Below are 15,752 nucleotides of genomic sequence, written 5' to 3' on the forward strand. Positions count from 1 at the left end.
CCAACTCCTGGCATCAGCATCGAACGCTTCGATGCCGTTGTTCGCTCGGTCCAGGATCGGTGCCGACGTGTCAGGAGTTTCGCTAGCGGGCCCGGAACAGGACGGCGCGCCAAGCATCGAGAGCTATGGCCTTATCGGGGCCGATGCCCTGCACCAGAACCGCCCCACCATCGGACCGGACGAGGTAAACCGTGGCGCGCGCTCCGGAGCGGTCGATCCGGTGGCCGGCGTAGTCGGCACAGGTCCGGATGCCCGCCGCAGCCAGGCGGTCGAGAAGGATCGACCCAATGCCATCACGTAGTAGGGGGCCACGTCAGTGCGAGCCAGCCGACGAGAACGGCCCGTATGTCGCGGCGGACGAACTGGCCGAGGTGGTGTCGCCGCTGGTCGCCGAGGCCAGGAACGACAGCGGCGGCGCCACCCTGGTGGGTGGTGCCGCCGCTTCGAGCGAACCCTCCCCCGCCGTCGCGGGTTCAAGTAAGCCCTCTCTCGTGGAGGTGCCGGGAATCGAACCCGGGTCCTTCGTTGCTTTGTCAGGGCTTCTCCGAGCGCAGCTCACTATGCCTCTACTCGGCCCCGGCGATCACGTGAGCAAGTTGCCGTGACGGGCCCAGTCGCTGATTAATCTCGCCGTACGGACCCCGCGACCGGGTCCGGTTGGCCAACCTCCTAGCTGATGCCGGTTACTGGGCCGGAGGTACTCCCAGACCGACAGACTCCGCTACTCGCCTCAGGCGGCGAGAGCGTAAGAGTCAGCGCTGTTCTGCTTGGCGCTTATTGTTTTCCGACGACCGATTCTCGAGACGACGTCGGCTTCCTCGGCTCGCTTCCCCTGTCTCCACGTACGAAGTCGAAACCAGTCACCCCCCAGTCATGTACCCGCACAACTCTAACGCGTCCGGGCCGACGGTTCACTCCGGTATCAGTCGAGGCGGCACGGCGTGCCGTCGACGGTGCAGCCGGTGGGCTGGATCCTGTTCCTGACCTGCTTGGATGCCTCGAAGCCGAAGCTGAAGGAGGCACCCGGGGCCAGCGGGCCGCCGGTGAGCACGCTGGTGTCGCCCTGGCGGTCGAGCTGGGCGTTCCAGGCGTTGGTGATCCGGACCTCGGCGCGCGATTCGTAACTAATGGTCACTGTCCAGTTTCGGGCTGTTGTGCCGGTGTTGGTCACCCGCACCATGGCCACGAAGCCGCGGTCCCAGCTGGCGCCCACCGAGTACCGGGCGGTGAACGACGCGGGCGGCGGGGGTGCCGGCTTGGTCGTCGCCTTCTCGGTCGGCTTCGGCGTGTTCGGCTTCGGCGTGGCCGTCCTCGGCGCGGTCGTCGTCGGCGCGGCCGAGGACTTCGACGGCGTCGGGGAGGCGCTCTGCGCCACGGACAGGGTCGGTGCCGCGGACTGGGACCCTGAGGGCGCCGGGGAGCCCCAGGGGATCACCGTGGGGCCGTTGTCGGTCTCGGCGACGGCGATGGTGGGCTGCACCATCAGCGGCGTACCGAGCTGCTCGTCCTGGGTCGGCCCGACCGCCCGTACGGCGACCCAGGCGACCATGACCACGAGGAGCGTCGACGCCCCGCCGATGAAGCCGTACCGCCGCAGGGGATAGGGCGTGGAGTGCTTGGCGGACAAACTGCGGTCCCTTCGCGCGACGGGTGGCCGCGGCGACATTACCCGTCAGTTCATGCCTTTGCTACGGCGGCCCATCGCCTTATTGATCTCTTTCTGGGCGTCGCGGGTGGCGAGGTCCTGGCGCTTGTCGTACGACTTCTTGCCCTTGGCCAGGCCGAGCTCGACCTTCGCGTACCCGTTGTTGAAGTAGACCGAGAGCGGGACCAGGGTGAGGCCGTCCTCGCGGAGCTTGCCCAGCAGCTTGTGGATCTCGGCGCGCTTGAGGAGCAGCTTGCGTACCCGCCGGGGCTCGTGGTTGGTCCAGGTGCCCTGCGTGTACTCCGGGATGTGCATCCCGTGCAGGAAGATCTCGCCGTTGTTCTCGTGGCCGAACGCGTCGACCAGCGACGACCGGCCGGCGCGCAGCGACTTGACCTCGGTGCCGGTCAGCACCATGCCGGCCTCGACGGTGTCGAGGATGGCGTAGTCGTGCCGTGCCTTGCGGTTCGAGGCCACGACCTTGCGCCCCTGTTCGCGCGGCATCGGTGCCCCCTGCAGAGTGTGAAGAGAAAGGTCCGGCCGAATGCTACCCGCGGACCCTCAGCAGAGGCATCCGGGTAAATAGTTCAGCGGGTTCTTGGGCGTGCCGCCGAAGCGCGTCTCGAAGTGCAGGTGGAAGCCCGTCGAGGCGCCGGTGGTGCCGACCCGGCCGATCACCTCGCCGCGGCGGACGAACTCGCCGACGTGGACGAGGATCTTGGACTGGTGGCCGTAGCAGGTGGAGAAGCCCCGGCCTTGCCGCCGGCCGTGGTTGATGCACGTGTAGTTGCCGTACCCGCCGTTCCAGCCCGCCTGCACGACCCGGCCGCTCGCCGCCGCGTGGATCGGGGTGCCGCCCCCGGCGGCGAAGTCCGTGCCCGCGTGCAGTTGCCAGACCCGGTAGTACGGGTCGAAGCGGGAGCCGAAGTCGCTGGATTTCCAGCCGTGCACGGGCATCAGCAGCTTGCCGCCGAGGTACTCGCCGTGCCCGGTCTTCCTGTCCCAGACCCGGAGCGCGTCCTGGATGCGGGCCTCCTCGGCCTGGGCGGCCTCGTACCGGGCGAGCACGGCGTTGCGCTGCGAGCGGGCGGTGGTCAGCGCCGCGCGGCGACTCTGCGCCAGCCGGATGATGGCGGCGCGGGCCTGCTGGGCGGCGACCTGGGCGGTCCTGGCGGCGTTCAGCCGCTCCGCGGCCTTGCGCTCGGCCTCCTCGGCGGCCCGCTTGGCGAGCCCGGCCCGGTCCTGTTCGGTACGGGCCTCCCGGCGCGCCACGAGGAACTGGTCGACGCTCTCCTGCTGCTTGCGCATGACCTGGTCGACCATGCCGAGGCGGTCCATGGCGTCCTGCGGGCCGCGGGCGCCGATGAGGACGTTGAGGGTGGCGAAGTTGCCGCCCTTGTACGACGCGGTGGCGATCGCGCCGACCCGGTCGTGCGCCACGTCGAGCCGCTTCTGCGCCTGTTCGAAGCGGCCGGCGGCGCGGCCGTAGGTGGCGCGGGCGATGTCGGCCCGGCGGCGGGCGGTGCCGGCCTCCACCGAGGCGGCGACGACCAGGCCGCGGGAGACGGCGACCTTGTTCCGGGCCGACGGCAGGGCGGCGGTCACGGCCTCCAGGCGCCGTGCGGCGCTGCGGGCGGTGACGGTGGCGGTCTCGAGGATCGCCTCCGCCCGGTTCACGGCACGCGCGGCGCGTCTGGCGTCGTCCTTCGGGTCGGCGGCCGCCGCGCCGGGCGCGGCGAGTGCGAGTCCGGCGGCGCAGAGCACGCTCAGACAGGCGGCCAGGGCGGCGGTGAGGCGGCGATGTCGACGACGGGAGGACTCCACGAAGAGTCACCGTACTCCGACTATTAGTGACAATCCGCTAGATCACGCCGTTAAACGCCGGAAAACCATAATCGCCGCGCATCACCCGAAAGGGATGCGCGGCGATCAGGGTATGAGAGGCCTCAGACCTTGATGTAGAACCGCAGGGTGATCCAAGCGGTGATCGCGCTGACGCCGGCACCGACCGCGGCCAGCAGCGGCAGCATCAGCCACACGTTGCCGTTCGGGATCGGGGTGAGCACGTTCGTCAGCGCCTGCAGCCGGCCGTCCAGCAGCACGACCTTGCCGACGAAGATGAACACGAAGCCCAGGACCGCGCCGATCAGGCCGGCCACCACCGCCTCGAGCACGAACGGTGCCTGGATGAACCAGTTCGAGGCGCCGACGAGCTTCATGACCGCGACCTCGCGCCGCTTGCTGTACGCCGCGACCTGGATGGTGTTACCGACCAGCAACAGCGCCGCCAGCGCCATGAAGGCGGCCACCACCAGGGCCATCACCTGGATCGCGTTGAAGATCTTGAAGACCTTGTCCAGCAGTTCACGCTGGTCGACGATGTCCTGGATGCCCGGTAGGCCCTTGATCTGCTCCGAGAACGCCTGGTACTGCTCCGGGTCCTTCAGCTTGACCCGGAACGACTCCGGCAGGCTGTCCGGGCCGACCGACTTCACGAAGTCGGGCGAGTCGCGCCAGAGCACCTTGAACTTCTCGAACGCCTGTTCCCGCGTCTCGTAGGACTTGTTGAGCACCAGCGGGTCGCCGCTGATCGCCTGGTCGATCGCTTGACGCTGCGCGTCGGTGACATCCTCACGCAGGAAGATCGACACCTCGATCTCACCGTAGTAGTAGGTCTTCATCTGGTCGACCTGCATGTACATCAACACGCTGGCGCCGAGCATTGTCAGCGACACCGACATGGTGATGATCATCGCGATGGTCATCGTGACGTTGCGCCACAGACCGACCAGCACCTCGTTGAGGACGTACTTGAAACGCATCGGGGGTTCCTTCCGGGACTCCGCGGCTTACATCAAGAAGCAATGGGTGTCGGTGCCCGGCTTGTCAGCCGTAGACGCCGCGGGCCTGGTCGCGAACGATACGTCCGCTCTCGATCTCGATGACCCGGCGGCGCATCTGGTTGACGATGTTGGAGTCGTGGGTGACCATCACGACCGTCGTGCCGGTCCGGTTGATCCGGTCCAGCAGTCGCATGATCTCGATGGAGGTGTCGGGGTCGAGGTTACCGGTGGGCTCGTCGGCCAGCAGGATCAGCGGCCGGTTCACGAACGCCCGGGCCACGGCGACACGCTGCTGCTCACCGCCCGACAGCTCGTGCGGGTAGCGGTGCTCCTTGCCGCCCAGGCCGACCAGTTCGAGAACCTCGGGCACCACCCGGCGGGCGACGGCCTTGGTCTTGCCGATCACCTCAAGGGCGAACGCCACGTTCTCGTACGCGGTGCGGTTGGGCAGCAGGCGGAAGTCCTGGAACACACAGCCGATAGAGCGGCGGAAGTGCGGGATCTTCCACGACCGCATCGTGGTGACATCCTTCGCGTTCACCACGACCCGGCCGCGCGAGGGTGCCACCTCGTGCAGCAGGAGCTTGATGATCGTCGACTTGCCGGAACCGGAGGGGCCGATGAAGAAGACGAACTCACCCTTCTCGATACCGACGCTGACATCGTCCAACGACGGCCGAGACGCCTTCGGATACGTCTTCGTCACGTTCTCGAGCTGAATCACGGGTCGAGAGTCTACGCGGTGTAACGAAAACTCCAACCCCGGCGGTCACTGGATTTTCGTGCGGATGGTGTCGACATGGCGGAACTCCGCCATGCGGGCAGCCCGGTCCACCGTCCCGGCGGGCGCCGCCTGACCGTTCGTTCAGGCGCCGCACCCCCATGATCACCCCTTGATCTGCGCCTGCTTGCGCCACCGGATGCCGGCCTCGATGAACTCGTCCAGCTCGCCGTCGAAGACCGACGAAGGATTGCCCGTCTCCTGCTCAGTGCGCAGATCCTTGACCATCTGGTACGGGTGGAGGACGTAGCTGCGCATCTGGTCGCCCCACGATCCGGTGGTGTCCTGCTTGAGGCCGGCCATCTTCGCCTCCTCCTCCTGGCGCTTGCGCTCGAGCAGTCGCGCCTGGAGCACCCGCATCGCGGAGGCCTTGTTCTGAAGCTGCGATTTCTCGTTCTGACATGTCACGACGATGCCAGTCGGAATGTGCGTGAGGCGCACGGCGGAGTCGGTGGTGTTAACGCTCTGTCCACCAGGCCCGGACGAACGGTAGACGTCGGTCCGCAGCTCATTGTCCGGAATGTCGATGTGGTCGGTCTGCTCGACCACCGGCATCACCTCGACGCCGGCGAAACTGGTCTGCCGGCGGCCCTGGTTGTCGAACGGGCTGATCCGGACCAGCCGGTGGGTGCCCGACTCCACGCTGAGCGTCCCGTACGCGTACGGAACCTTGACGGCGAAGGTGGCCGACTTGAGGCCCGCCTCCTCGGCGTAGGAGGTCTCGTAGACCTCCGTCGGGTAGCCGTGGCGCTCGGCCCAGCGCAGGTACATCCGCATCAGCATCTCGGCGAAGTCGGCGGCGTCGACGCCACCGGCGCCCGCGCGGATGGCCACGACGGCCTCGCGGGAGTCGTACTCGCCGGACAGCAGGGTGCGGACCTCCATCTCCTCGACGGCCTTGGTCAGCGAGACGAGCTCCTGGCCGACCTCGGCGACCGAGTCCTCGTCGCCCGCCTCCTGCGCCATCTCGAGCAGCAGCTCCGCGTCGTCGATGCGCTGCCGCAGGCGCTCCATCCGGGAGATCTCCCCGGTCAGGTACGAGAGCCGGGAGTTGACCTCCTGGGCACGCGCCTGGTCGTCCCACAGGTCGGGGGCGGAGGCCTGCTCCTCGAGCTCCACCCGGTCACGGCGCAGCTTGTCCACATCGAGGACGTTCTCGATGTTGCGCAGGGTGGCGTCGAGGGCTTTGAGCTGTTCAGGAAAGTCGGCTGCACTCACGACTGTCGAGAATACGCCGCCCGGCCGGTCAACCGGCCGGGCGGCCGGTAGTTCGTGAATCCGTCGTTACTCGCCAGGGGCAACCTTGAGCCAGCTCAGGGCCGCCTTGTGGTACGCGACCGCGAACTCGAGGGCGGCCGCGCCATAGGCGTCGCCCGCCTTCTTGGCCTCCTTGGCCTGCTCCCGCGCCATCGCGAGAGCCTCGGAGTGATACTCGTTGGCGCCCGTGTAGAGCGTCTTGAGCTGGTTGCCGGAGTGCTGCTGGCCGAAGGCGACCCGCAGGGCGACCGGATTCCGGATCGCGTCGCGGCCCGGGGCCTCGGCTAGCCACCGGCTGAATGCACGCTTGCCGGCGGCGGTGATCGCATAGGGCTGACTGGACCGTGGTCCTGGCTTGCCGAGGCGGACGAAGCCCATCTCGGCGAGCACCGGCAGTTCGCGGTAGACCTGGCTCCGCGTCATCGACCAGTACGGCCCGAGGCGGCGTTCGGCAGCCGCCATGAGCTGTCCACCGGTCATCGGGCCCTCGTGGAGCAGGCCCAGCAGGGCGGCAGCCGTGGGATTGATTTGAGAGTCGGGCATGCCTTCTAAGCTGCCACTTTGTCGTCGCGGCGTCCAGGATTTCGCCCGATCCGTCCAATTTGCGTCTCCACAAGCGACTGTCCCGCACAGACAGTCCGACCACGAGGGTCGGGACCGGGCGTTTTCTCGGTGTGCGGGAGTCTCGCGCGGTACAATGGTTCACGAAAACGGTCAGACGGCGCTGCAGGGCGGTAACGACCACAAAGTAGACATATTTTGGGCCCCTGCGCGGTGGACCGCCACGTGAAGAACACGCAGCGGCCCCCAAAACGCAATAATCAACCCATATGGGGATAACGCCACTCGGTCGGAGCCTCGAAGGTTTCCTTGATCGTCCGCGGCGAGACCCACCGGTGCAGGTTCAGCACCGATCCGGCCTTGTCGTTGGTGCCGCTGCCCCGGGCGCCGCCGAAGGGCTGCTGCCCGACGACCGCACCGGTCGGCTTGTCGTTGATGTAGAAGTTGCCCGCCGCGTTGCGCAGGGCACCGGCGGCCCAGTCGACCACGGTGCGGTCGGTGGCGAAGATGGAGCCCGTCAGCGCGTACGGGGAAACGGACTCGGCCTGCGCCACCGCGGCCTCGAAGCCGCCGTCGTCGTAGACGTGCACGCCCAGGATCGGGCCGAAGTACTCCGTGGTGAACAGCTCGTGCGCCGGGTCCGACGACTCCACCAGCGTGGGCGCGACGAAGTAGCCCTCGCTGTCGTCGGCCGTGCCGCCCGCCAGGACGGTGCAGGAGGAGCTGTTCTTGACCCGGTCGAGAGCCGCGGCGTGCTTGGCGAACGCCCGGCCGTCGATGACCGCACCGCCGAAGGTGGACAGGTCGGTGACATCGCCGTACCGGATGGACGCGACGGAGGCCGCGAGCCGGTCGCGCAGGCCGCCCTCCCAGATGGAGCGGGGCACGTAGGCCCGCGAGGCGGCGGAGCACTTCTGGCCCTGGTACTCGTAAGCGCCGCGGATCAGCGCGGTGTGCAGCATGTCGGCGTCGGCGCTGGCGTGCGCGAAGACGAAGTCCTTGCCGCCGGTCTCGCCGACCAGCCGCGGGTACGTCCTGTAGCGGTCGATGTTCGACCCCACCTCGCGCCACAGGTGCCGGAAGGTGGCCGTCGAGCCGGTGAAGTGGATGCCGGCCAGGTCCGGGTCGGCCAGCACGACGTCGGAGACGGCGAGCCCGTCGCCGGTGACCATGTTGATCACGCCCGGCGGCAGGCCGGCCGCCTCGAAGAGCCGCATGGTGAAGTGCGCCGCGAACTGCTGGGTCGGCGACGGCTTCCAGACCACCGTGTTGCCCATCAGCGCGGGCGCCGCCGGCAGGTTGCCCGCGATCGCGGTGAAGTTGAACGGGGTGATCGCGTAGACGAAGCCCTCGAGCGGGCGGTGGTCGAAGCGGTTCCAGACGCCGGGCGACGACTGCGGCTGCTCGCCCAGGATCTGCTGGCCGAACGCGGCGTTGAAGCGCAGGAAGTCGATCAGCTCGCAGGCCGCGTCGATCTCGGCCTGCTGCACGGACTTGGACTGACCCAGGATCGTCGCGGCGTTGAGGGTGTCGCGCCAGCCGCCGGCGAGGAGCTCGGCGGCGCGCAGGAAGACCGCGGCGCGCTCGCTGAACGGCAGGGCGCGCCAGCCCGGCGCCGCGCGCTTGGCGGCCGCCACGGCCGCGGTCGCGTCCGCGTGGGTGGCGTTGCCGGCCACACCGAGCACGTGGCTGTGCTTGTGCGGCTGCACGACGTCGATCCGGTCGCCGCCGCCCATCCGCCGCTCGCCGCCGATGGTCATGGTCAGGTCCAGCCGCTCACCGGCCAGCGCGTCCAGCCGCGCCCGCAGCGAATCCCGTTCGGGGCTACCGGGTGCATAACTGCGAACCGGCTCGTTTCTCGGCTCCGGCACGGCAAGCTGGGCGTCCATCACGTACTCCTCGACCTCGTGGGTTCTCGCTTGTGGTGACATCGTGTGTCGTGCTCCATCCTCGCACGCAGCCAACGGCCTGGCCGGGGCCTCGGAGCGCACCGCGGGCCGCGTACCCTGAGGCCCATGAATGAGGCGGACAGCGAGGTCAAGGCGGCCGCAAGCGCCCACGGGGGCCCGGAACGGGCGCCCTCGAACGGCCTGCTCCTGGCGGGCGTCGGCGCCCTCTGGATGGCCGGGATGCTGTGGTCCGCCCGGGCCACCATCACCGGCCGCGCGGACGCCGAGATGGAGGTCACCTCCACCGCGTACGCGATGCCGGGTGCGGTCTCCGCGAGCCTGGTCGCGGGCGCGGCCGTCGCGCTCGCCGTCCTCGCCCTGCTGACCCGCCCGGGCCGCGCCCTCGGCGTCACCGTCCGGTTCGCCATCGCGACCGGCACCGGGCTGTGCATCGGCGCGCTCGGCGCGCTCTCGATCATCACGATCAACACCGAGGGCTGGCTGTACGCGGTGGTCGGCGGCACCGTGGCGGCCGCGGCGACGATCGGCGGCGCGCTGGCCGGACTGCGCCACACCCGGGTGGTCACGGCGGCGTGCTGGGGCGCGGTGGCCGTCTTCCTGGTGGGCGTCGTGCTCAGCTTCCTGCAGGACTCGCTGCTGCCGGCGCTCGGTGCCGGCGACACCGCCGAGTCACAGGCCGGCGCGGCCGGCTGGTTCAGCCTGCTCCAGTCCGTCCTCGGCGGCCTGGCGGGCGCCGTCGTGGCCTACCGCGTGCTGCGCCGGGCCCGCGCCCGCACCGGCGACGACGTCGGCTGGCCGCTGTACGCCCTCGCCGGCGCGGGGCCCGGCCTGCTGCTGATGGTCGGCGAGGTGCTGACCCGCACGGCCGGCTCCCGCGTTCTCGAGCTGGCCGGCAAGGTCAGCGAGCTGGAGCTGACCGTCCAGCAGATGCTGAGCACCGCGCGTCTCAACAGCGCCCTGATCGTCACGTTCGTCGGCGCGTTCACGGCGATCATCGCGGTGGGCCGGACCATGGGCGCCGCGCCGGCCGCCGAGGCGGAGCCGGAGACCGAGGCGAAGAACGAGCCGGAGACCGAGGCGGTGGCCGACCCCGACGAGATCGAGCGGGAGGCTCGCGCCGAGGAGCCGCAGAAGGTGCCGTCGGGCAAGGACGACTGAGCGGATTTAGAGCAGCTCGTCGAGCTCGCTCACGGCGTACCACTCGAGCTCGTGGTCCTCGGCGCCGTCGACGGTGAACTGGGCGTCGGGATCGCCGGCCAGGGCCTCCTCGACGACCTCGGCGGCCGCGCCGACCTCCTCCGCGGCGGCGACCCCGTCGACGTGGATCGACGCGACCTCCTTCAGCGAGATCGCCTGCGGCAGCCGGACCGTGCTGGAGCCCAGCTCGACGTCCTCGCGCACCAGCGCGGTCGAGGCGACGTCGGCCGAGACGACGACCCGGCGGCGCGGCGCGGCGGGGTCGTGCCGCAGCAGCTGCAGGGCGGCCTGGGCGGCGCGGGTGAACGCCACGTACTCCAGCTCCTCCTCGTCGCCCTCCGCGTACCACTCGCGCAGCGCGGGGGTGACCGCGTGCGCCACCGCCGGACCCGCGCCGAGCTGCCCGGAAACCCGCATGTCGGCCAGCATCGGCACGGTGGCCGGCACGTAGACCCGGACCAGATCGGTGATCGGCAAAATTCCCCCTGCGGTCGCCCGTCCCCCGTAATACACCGCCGGGGAGGCTACCGGAGGCACGTTTCCCGGGTCGTGCCCCTTTCGGTGTTTTTCAGCATCCGCAGGCGATCACCAGTGGGTCGGCGTCGCGGGCCACGTCCCCGGCCGGCGTCCGCAGCGGGAATCCCTCGCGGATCCAGTACTCGGCGCCGCCGATCATCTCCCGGACCTGGTAGCCCCGCAGCGAGAGCGCGAGCGCGGCCTTGGTCGCCCCGTTGCATCCGGGCCCCCAGCAGTAGGTCACCACCGGCACCGCCGGGTCGAGCACCTCGGCGGCCCGCTCGGCGATGTCGGCGCCCGGCAGATGCACCGCGCCGGGTAGGTGGCCCTGCGCCCAGGCGGCGGCCGACCGGGTGTCGACGAGCACGAAGCCGGGCGCCGGGGTGGCCATCGCGGCCTGCACGTCGGATACGTCGGTCTGCGTGGCGAGCCGCTCGGCGAAGAGCTCGGCGGCCCGCTCGGGGGTCATCTTCATGTCCAGAACGGTATTGGCGGCGAGACGCCCGGGGCACCGCCCGAGCACTGCGTTTGATTGCTCCCGCGCTCGAATCAACGGTAGTTTGCCGCCATGCCCGTGGATCCCACGCTCGATTGGACGGACTGGCGCCTGCTCGCGGAGCTCCAGCGCGACGGCCGGGCCTCGTACGCCGACCTCGCCCGGGTCGTCGCGATGTCACCCAGCGCGGTGGCCGAGCGGGTCCGGCGCCTCGAGGAGGCCGGCGTCATCGCCGGCTATCGCGCCGCGGTGGACCCGGAGCGCGTCGGGCTGCAGGTGATGGCGTTCGTCCGGCTGCGCTACCCGACCGGCAACTACCGGCCGTTCCACGCCCTCCTGGAGACCACGCCGGAGATCATCGAGGCCCACCACGTGACCGGCGAGGACTGCTTCGTGCTGAAGGTGCTGACCCGCTCGATGCGCCACCTCGAGGAGGTCACCGGCCGCATCTCGGGCCTCGGCGCGGTGACGACCAGCGTCGTCTACTCGAGCCCGCTGCCCGGTCGCGCGCTCTCGGCGGGGGAACCAGGACAGCCACCGCAGGCAAACGGTGGCAAACTACTGTCACCGGAGGATTAGGGAGATCAGGCGTGGAGTCCAGGTTCATGCTGCTGTCCGACGTAGCGGCCGAACTGAACGTCTCGGACTCGCAGGTCTACCACATGGTCCGCAGCGGCGAGCTGCCCGCGATCAAGGTCGGCGGGCGCGGGCAGTGGCGGGTGGAGCGCGCCCGGTTCGAACAGTACATCGAGCAGAAATACGCCGAAACCGCCGCCTGGGTCGAGCGCAATCCGCTCACCGACCGCGACCTCGACTGAACGGACCGCTGTCCACAGCCTCGCACCTGGCATTGACGCGCCTCGACCCGCTCGGCCACACTCGCTATCGAAGGCAAACGAAGGCAAACGCAAGGATTGGCGGGCGCATGTCGACGATCGAGGTGACGAGGCAAGGTCCCAGACCGGCGATAAGACTCCGCCCGGCGCCCCGCCGCGAGCCGCCCTTCGACGACGAACGGGACCCGGCGAGCCTGCCGTCGCCGGACCAGCTGGCCCTTGACTGGGCCCGCCTGATCGCGGGCGACACCCGCCCGGCCACCGCCGCCGAGTCACCGCCGCCCGTGATCCGCACCGTCGTTTCCGGCGTCTCGGCCGACGCCAAGCTGGCGGTCCGTCGATTCGTCAAGCTCTGCGTCGAAGTGTTCAACGGCTACCGCCCGCCGGCGCACCTGCGCCGGTTCGCGCAGGCGCGCGAGGCCGCCACGGTGGTGGCGGAGGGCCTCTCGGGCGCGCAGCGAGTGGCCGGGGTCAGGCTGGCCTCCTCGTCCGGCGGTGCGCGCCCCCGCCGCCCGGCCCCGGTGGCGGTGCTCAGGCTGCGGCTGTGCGAGCCCCGCGCGGGCGCCGTCGAGGCGGCCGTGGTCCTGATGATCGCCGACCGGGTCTGGGCCATGGCGCTGCGCCTGGAGCTGCACGAGGCCTCCTGGGTGGCGACCGCACTCCGGCTGATCTGAGCGGCCCCCGGAACGGAACCGGCCCGCAGGCGGAGCGCCTGCGGGCCGGGAAAGCGGTACGGATCAGACCGCGCCGGGAGCGCCGTGGCAGCGCTTGTACTTCTTGCCGGAGCCGCAGTAGCAGGGCGCGTTCCGGGACGGGCCGTTGCTCGCCTCGGCCTGGCCGGAGGACGGCCGGGCGCGGTGCGCGCCGGTGTGCGCGGGCCCGGCCGGCACGACGGGTGACCCGCCGAGGCCGAGGGCCGGAGCCTGCTGCTCCTGGATCTGCGGTGCGCCGGCACCGGCCGCGCCGTCGATCGTCGGGGCCGTGTACTGCAGGCCCTGCGGCCGGCGGGGGCCACCGAGGCCCTTGGCCTTCACCTCGACGCGGGACTCGTCGGCCGACTGCGAGCCCGGCAGCGGAACCGCCTGCGTCGGGTCGACCGTGACGGTGGGCGTCTCCTCGACCTGCACCTCGAGGTTGAAGAGGAAGCCGACGGCCTCCTCCTTGATGCCCTCCATCATCTGGTTGAACATGTCGAAGCCCTCGCGCTGGTACTCGACCACCGGGTCGCGCTGGGCGTACGCCCGCAGGCTGATGCCTTCCTGCAGGTAGTCCATCTCGTAGAGGTGCTCGCGCCACTTGCGGTCGATCACCGCGAGCAGCACCTGCCGCTCGAGCTCGCGGACCGCCTCCTCGCCCAGCTCCTCCTCGCGGGCCGCGTAGGCCGCCAGGGCGTCCTTCTTCAGCTCCTCGATCACGAACTCCTGGTCGAGGGTGCCGCGCTCCCCGCCGGACTCCTCGACGAGCTCGTCGATGGTGACGCCGACCGGGTAGAGGCGCTTGAGGCCGACCCAGAGCTGGTCCAGGTCCCAGTCCTCCGCGTAACCCTCGGAGGTGGCCGCCCTGACGTAGTCCGCGACCACGTCGTTGATCATGTGCTCGGCCTGGTCGTGCATGTCCTCGCCGTCGAGCACGCGCTTGCGCTCGGCGTAGATGACCATGCGCTGCTTGTTCATCACCTCGTCGTACTTGAGGACGTTCTTGCGGATCTCCGCGTTCTGGCCCTCGATCTGGGTCTGCGCGCTGCGGATCTGCCGGGTGACCATCTTCGACTCGATGGGCACGTCCTCGGGGATGTTGAAGCGCTCCATGACCGCCTCGACCGCGCCGGCCCGGAACCGCTTCATCAGGTCGTCCTGCAGCGACAGGTAGAACCGGGACTCGCCCGGGTCGCCCTGCCGGCCGGAACGGCCGCGCAGCTGGTTGTCGATGCGCCGGGAGTCGTGCCGCTCGGTGCCGAGCACGTAGAGCCCGCCGGCCGTGATCACCTCGGCGGCCTCGGCCTCGCAGGCCTCCTTCCAGGTCGGAAGGATCTCCTCGAGCACCTTCGCGTACTCCTCCGGGTCCTCGACCGGGTCGATGCCGCGCTGGCGCAGCTCGCTCGCCGCGAGGAACTCGGGGTTGCCGCCGAGCAGGATGTCGGTGCCGCGGCCCGCCATGTTGGTGGCGACCGTGACCCCGCCCTTGCGGCCCGCCTGGGCGATGATCGTCGCCTCCTGCGCGTGGAACTTCGCGTTCAGCACGCTGTGCGGGATGCCGCGCTTGCGCAGCAGCGTCGAGAGGATCTCGGAGTTCTCCACCGAGACCGTGCCGACCAGGACCGGCTGGCCGGTCGCGTGCCGCTCGGCGATGTCCTCGATGACCGCGTTGAACTTGGCCTTCTCGGTCTTGTAGATGACGTCCGGGTGGTCGATGCGGATCATCGGGCGGTGGGTCGGGATGGAGACGACGCCGACCTTGTAGACCTGGTTGAACTCGCCGGCCTCGGTCTGCGCCGTACCGGTCATGCCGCCGAGCTTGTTGTAGAGCCGGAAGTAGTTCTGCAGCGTGACGGTCGCCAGGGTCTGGTTCTCCTGCTTGACCTCCACGCCCTCCTTCGCCTCGATGGCCTGGTGCATGCCCTCGTTGTAGCGCCGGCCGTGCAGGATGCGGCCGGTGAACTCGTCGACGATCAGGACCTCGCCGTTCTCGTCGACGATGTAGTCCTTGTCCTTGCGGTAGAGCTCCTTGGCCTTGATGGCGTTGTTCAGGTAGCCCACCAGCGGCGTGTTCACCGACTCGTAGAGGTTGTCGATGCCGAGCCGGTCCTCGACCCGGGCGACGCCACGCTCGGTGATCGCGACGGTGCGCTTAGCGTGATCGACCTCGTAGTCGCCCTCGCCGTCGGTGCCCTTCTGCAGGCGGCCGACCAGGGCGGCGAACTCGCCGTACCAGCGGGCGGAGTGCTCGCCCGGGCCGGAGATGATCAGCGGGGTACGCGCCTCGTCGATGAGGATCGAGTCGACCTCGTCGACGATGGCGAAGTTGTGGCCGCGCTGCACCAGCTCGCTCGCCGCCCACGCCATGTTGTCGCGCAGGTAGTCGAAGCCGAACTCGTTGTTGGTGCCGTACGTGATGTCGCACTCGTAGGCGGCGCGGTGCTCGGCGGCCGGCCGGTTCGGCAGGATCACGCCGACGCTCAGGCCGAGGAAGACGTGCACCCGGCCGACCCACTCGGCGTCGCGCTGCGCGAGGTAGTCGTTGACCGTGATGATGTGCACGCCGTCGCCGCTGAGCGCGTTGAGGTAGGCGGGGAACACGCCGGTCAGGGTCTTGCCCTCACCGGTCTTCATCTCGGGGATGTTGCCGAAGTGCAGGGCGGCACCGCCCATCAGCTGGACGTCGTACGCCCGCTGGCCGAGCACTCGGCGGGCGCCCTCGCGGGCCACCGCGAACGCCTCGACCAGCAACGAGTCGAGCGACTCGCCGTCGGCGTAGCGATCCTTGAACTGCTGGGTACAGTCCCGCAGCTCGTCATCGCTGAGGTCGGTGTACTCGTCCTCGATCGAGTTGACCGCGTTAGCGATCGCCTTGAGCCGTCGCACCATGCGGCCTTCGCCGGCGCGTAGGAATTTTTCCAAAATCGACACGGGTCAACGCTCCCCTAGACGGTCTGCCGAACCATCGTAGGCGTCTTCTCTGGGCGACCGTGACCCGAGCCTCCTGCCAAACTC

Annotated in this window: 15 protein-coding genes and 1 other RNA gene; 4 read left to right on the forward strand and 12 right to left on the reverse strand. The window is 69.6% G+C overall.

The window, feature by feature from the left end; all coding sequences use genetic code 11:
• Positions 1–489 precede the first annotated feature (489 nt).
• From ssrA to pruA, 9 genes are all read right to left on the reverse strand, one after another.
• Positions 490–868: a transfer-messenger RNA gene (gene ssrA, locus ACIBSW_RS32525) on the reverse strand.
• Positions 869–922: 54 nt separating this feature from the next.
• Positions 923–1,627, reverse strand: coding sequence for a cellulose binding domain-containing protein (locus ACIBSW_RS32530; protein WP_354719999.1), 705 nt, complete (start codon positions 1,625–1,627; stop codon positions 923–925).
• A gap of 45 nt (positions 1,628–1,672) precedes the next feature.
• Positions 1,673–2,149 (reverse strand): SsrA-binding protein SmpB, encoded by a 477-nt coding sequence (gene smpB / locus ACIBSW_RS32535; protein ID WP_354719998.1) that lies wholly within the window; start codon positions 2,147–2,149, stop codon positions 1,673–1,675.
• Between the two features lie 57 nt (positions 2,150–2,206).
• Positions 2,207–3,469, reverse strand: coding sequence for a M23 family metallopeptidase (locus ACIBSW_RS32540; RefSeq protein ID WP_354719996.1), 1,263 nt, complete (start codon positions 3,467–3,469; stop codon positions 2,207–2,209).
• Positions 3,470–3,591: 122 nt separating this feature from the next.
• Positions 3,592–4,467 carry a permease-like cell division protein FtsX gene (ftsX, locus tag ACIBSW_RS32545; RefSeq protein WP_354719994.1) on the reverse strand — a complete coding sequence of 292 codons (876 nt, stop codon included), beginning with the start codon at positions 4,465–4,467 and terminating at the stop codon, positions 3,592–3,594.
• 64 nt (positions 4,468–4,531) lie between these two features.
• Positions 4,532–5,212, reverse strand: coding sequence for a cell division ATP-binding protein FtsE (gene ftsE / locus ACIBSW_RS32550; RefSeq protein ID WP_184997442.1), 681 nt, complete (start codon positions 5,210–5,212; stop codon positions 4,532–4,534).
• 162 nt (positions 5,213–5,374) lie between these two features.
• Positions 5,375–6,487 (reverse strand): peptide chain release factor 2, encoded by a 1,113-nt coding sequence (prfB, locus tag ACIBSW_RS32555; RefSeq protein WP_354719992.1) that lies wholly within the window; start codon positions 6,485–6,487, stop codon positions 5,375–5,377.
• A 66-nt stretch (positions 6,488–6,553) separates the two neighbouring features.
• A complete protein-coding gene (locus ACIBSW_RS32560; protein ID WP_354719990.1) occupies positions 6,554–7,069 on the reverse strand; it encodes a PadR family transcriptional regulator in 516 nt (171 codons plus the stop codon).
• A gap of 278 nt (positions 7,070–7,347) precedes the next feature.
• Positions 7,348–8,976 (reverse strand): L-glutamate gamma-semialdehyde dehydrogenase, encoded by a 1,629-nt coding sequence (gene pruA / locus ACIBSW_RS32565; RefSeq protein ID WP_354719988.1) that lies wholly within the window; start codon positions 8,974–8,976, stop codon positions 7,348–7,350.
• A gap of 126 nt (positions 8,977–9,102) precedes the next feature.
• On the opposite strand from pruA, the gene ACIBSW_RS32570 reads away from it, so the two are divergent.
• A complete protein-coding gene (locus ACIBSW_RS32570; protein ID WP_354719986.1) occupies positions 9,103–10,155 on the forward strand; it encodes a hypothetical protein in 1,053 nt (350 codons plus the stop codon).
• A gap of 6 nt (positions 10,156–10,161) precedes the next feature.
• Here the strand turns inward: ACIBSW_RS32570 and ACIBSW_RS32575 are convergent, their stop codons facing one another.
• Together ACIBSW_RS32575 and ACIBSW_RS32580 are read right to left on the reverse strand one after the other, a co-directional pair.
• A complete protein-coding gene (locus tag ACIBSW_RS32575; RefSeq protein ID WP_404799533.1) occupies positions 10,162–10,665 on the reverse strand; it encodes a DUF6912 family protein in 504 nt (167 codons plus the stop codon).
• A 97-nt stretch (positions 10,666–10,762) separates the two neighbouring features.
• Positions 10,763–11,185 carry a rhodanese-like domain-containing protein gene (locus tag ACIBSW_RS32580; protein ID WP_354719984.1) on the reverse strand — a complete coding sequence of 141 codons (423 nt, stop codon included), beginning with the start codon at positions 11,183–11,185 and terminating at the stop codon, positions 10,763–10,765.
• Between the two features lie 93 nt (positions 11,186–11,278).
• On the opposite strand from ACIBSW_RS32580, the gene ACIBSW_RS32585 reads away from it, so the two are divergent.
• The 3 genes from ACIBSW_RS32585 (at position 11,279) to ACIBSW_RS32595 (ending at position 12,716) form a co-directional block, all read left to right on the forward strand.
• Positions 11,279–11,785 (forward strand): Lrp/AsnC family transcriptional regulator, encoded by a 507-nt coding sequence (locus ACIBSW_RS32585; RefSeq protein WP_354719982.1) that lies wholly within the window; start codon positions 11,279–11,281, stop codon positions 11,783–11,785.
• A gap of 26 nt (positions 11,786–11,811) precedes the next feature.
• Entirely contained in the window at positions 11,812–12,024 is a 213-nt protein-coding gene (locus tag ACIBSW_RS32590; RefSeq protein ID WP_354720156.1) for a helix-turn-helix domain-containing protein, read from the forward strand.
• Between the two features lie 107 nt (positions 12,025–12,131).
• Complete coding sequence (locus tag ACIBSW_RS32595) at positions 12,132–12,716, forward strand: Rv3235 family protein (RefSeq protein ID WP_354719980.1); 585 nt, start codon at positions 12,132–12,134, stop codon at positions 12,714–12,716.
• A gap of 63 nt (positions 12,717–12,779) precedes the next feature.
• Here the strand turns inward: ACIBSW_RS32595 and secA are convergent, their stop codons facing one another.
• Positions 12,780–15,668: a preprotein translocase subunit SecA gene (gene secA / locus ACIBSW_RS32600; RefSeq protein ID WP_354729183.1), complete on the reverse strand. Its 2,889-nt coding sequence runs from the start codon at positions 15,666–15,668 to the stop codon at positions 12,780–12,782.
• Between the last annotated feature and the right edge of the window lie 84 nt (positions 15,669–15,752).

The sequence above is a fragment of the Actinoplanes sp. NPDC049668 genome (assembly GCF_044465445.1).
In the GTDB taxonomy this organism is placed as follows: Bacteria; Actinomycetota; Actinomycetes; order Mycobacteriales; family Micromonosporaceae; genus Actinoplanes.

What these genes read in the sequence shown, in the direction of transcription:
- smpB (WP_354719998.1), bottom strand. Translation starts at nt 2,149, where the DNA reads ATGCCGCGCGAACAGGGGCGCAAGGTCGTGGCCTCGAACCGCAAGGCA.
- ftsX (WP_354719994.1), bottom strand. Translation starts at nt 4,467, where the DNA reads ATGCGTTTCAAGTACGTCCTCAACGAGGTGCTGGTCGGTCTGTGGCGC.
- ACIBSW_RS32560 (WP_354719990.1), bottom strand. Translation starts at nt 7,069, where the DNA reads ATGCCCGACTCTCAAATCAATCCCACGGCTGCCGCCCTGCTGGGCCTG.
- pruA (WP_354719988.1), bottom strand. Translation starts at nt 8,976, where the DNA reads ATGGACGCCCAGCTTGCCGTGCCGGAGCCGAGAAACGAGCCGGTTCGC.
- ACIBSW_RS32570 (WP_354719986.1), top strand. Translation starts at nt 9,103, where the DNA reads ATGAATGAGGCGGACAGCGAGGTCAAGGCGGCCGCAAGCGCCCACGGG.
- ACIBSW_RS32580 (WP_354719984.1), bottom strand. Translation starts at nt 11,185, where the DNA reads ATGAAGATGACCCCCGAGCGGGCCGCCGAGCTCTTCGCCGAGCGGCTC.
- ACIBSW_RS32585 (WP_354719982.1), top strand. Translation starts at nt 11,279, where the DNA reads ATGCCCGTGGATCCCACGCTCGATTGGACGGACTGGCGCCTGCTCGCG.
- ACIBSW_RS32590 (WP_354720156.1), top strand. Translation starts at nt 11,812, where the DNA reads ATGCTGCTGTCCGACGTAGCGGCCGAACTGAACGTCTCGGACTCGCAG.
- ACIBSW_RS32595 (WP_354719980.1), top strand. Translation starts at nt 12,132, where the DNA reads ATGTCGACGATCGAGGTGACGAGGCAAGGTCCCAGACCGGCGATAAGA.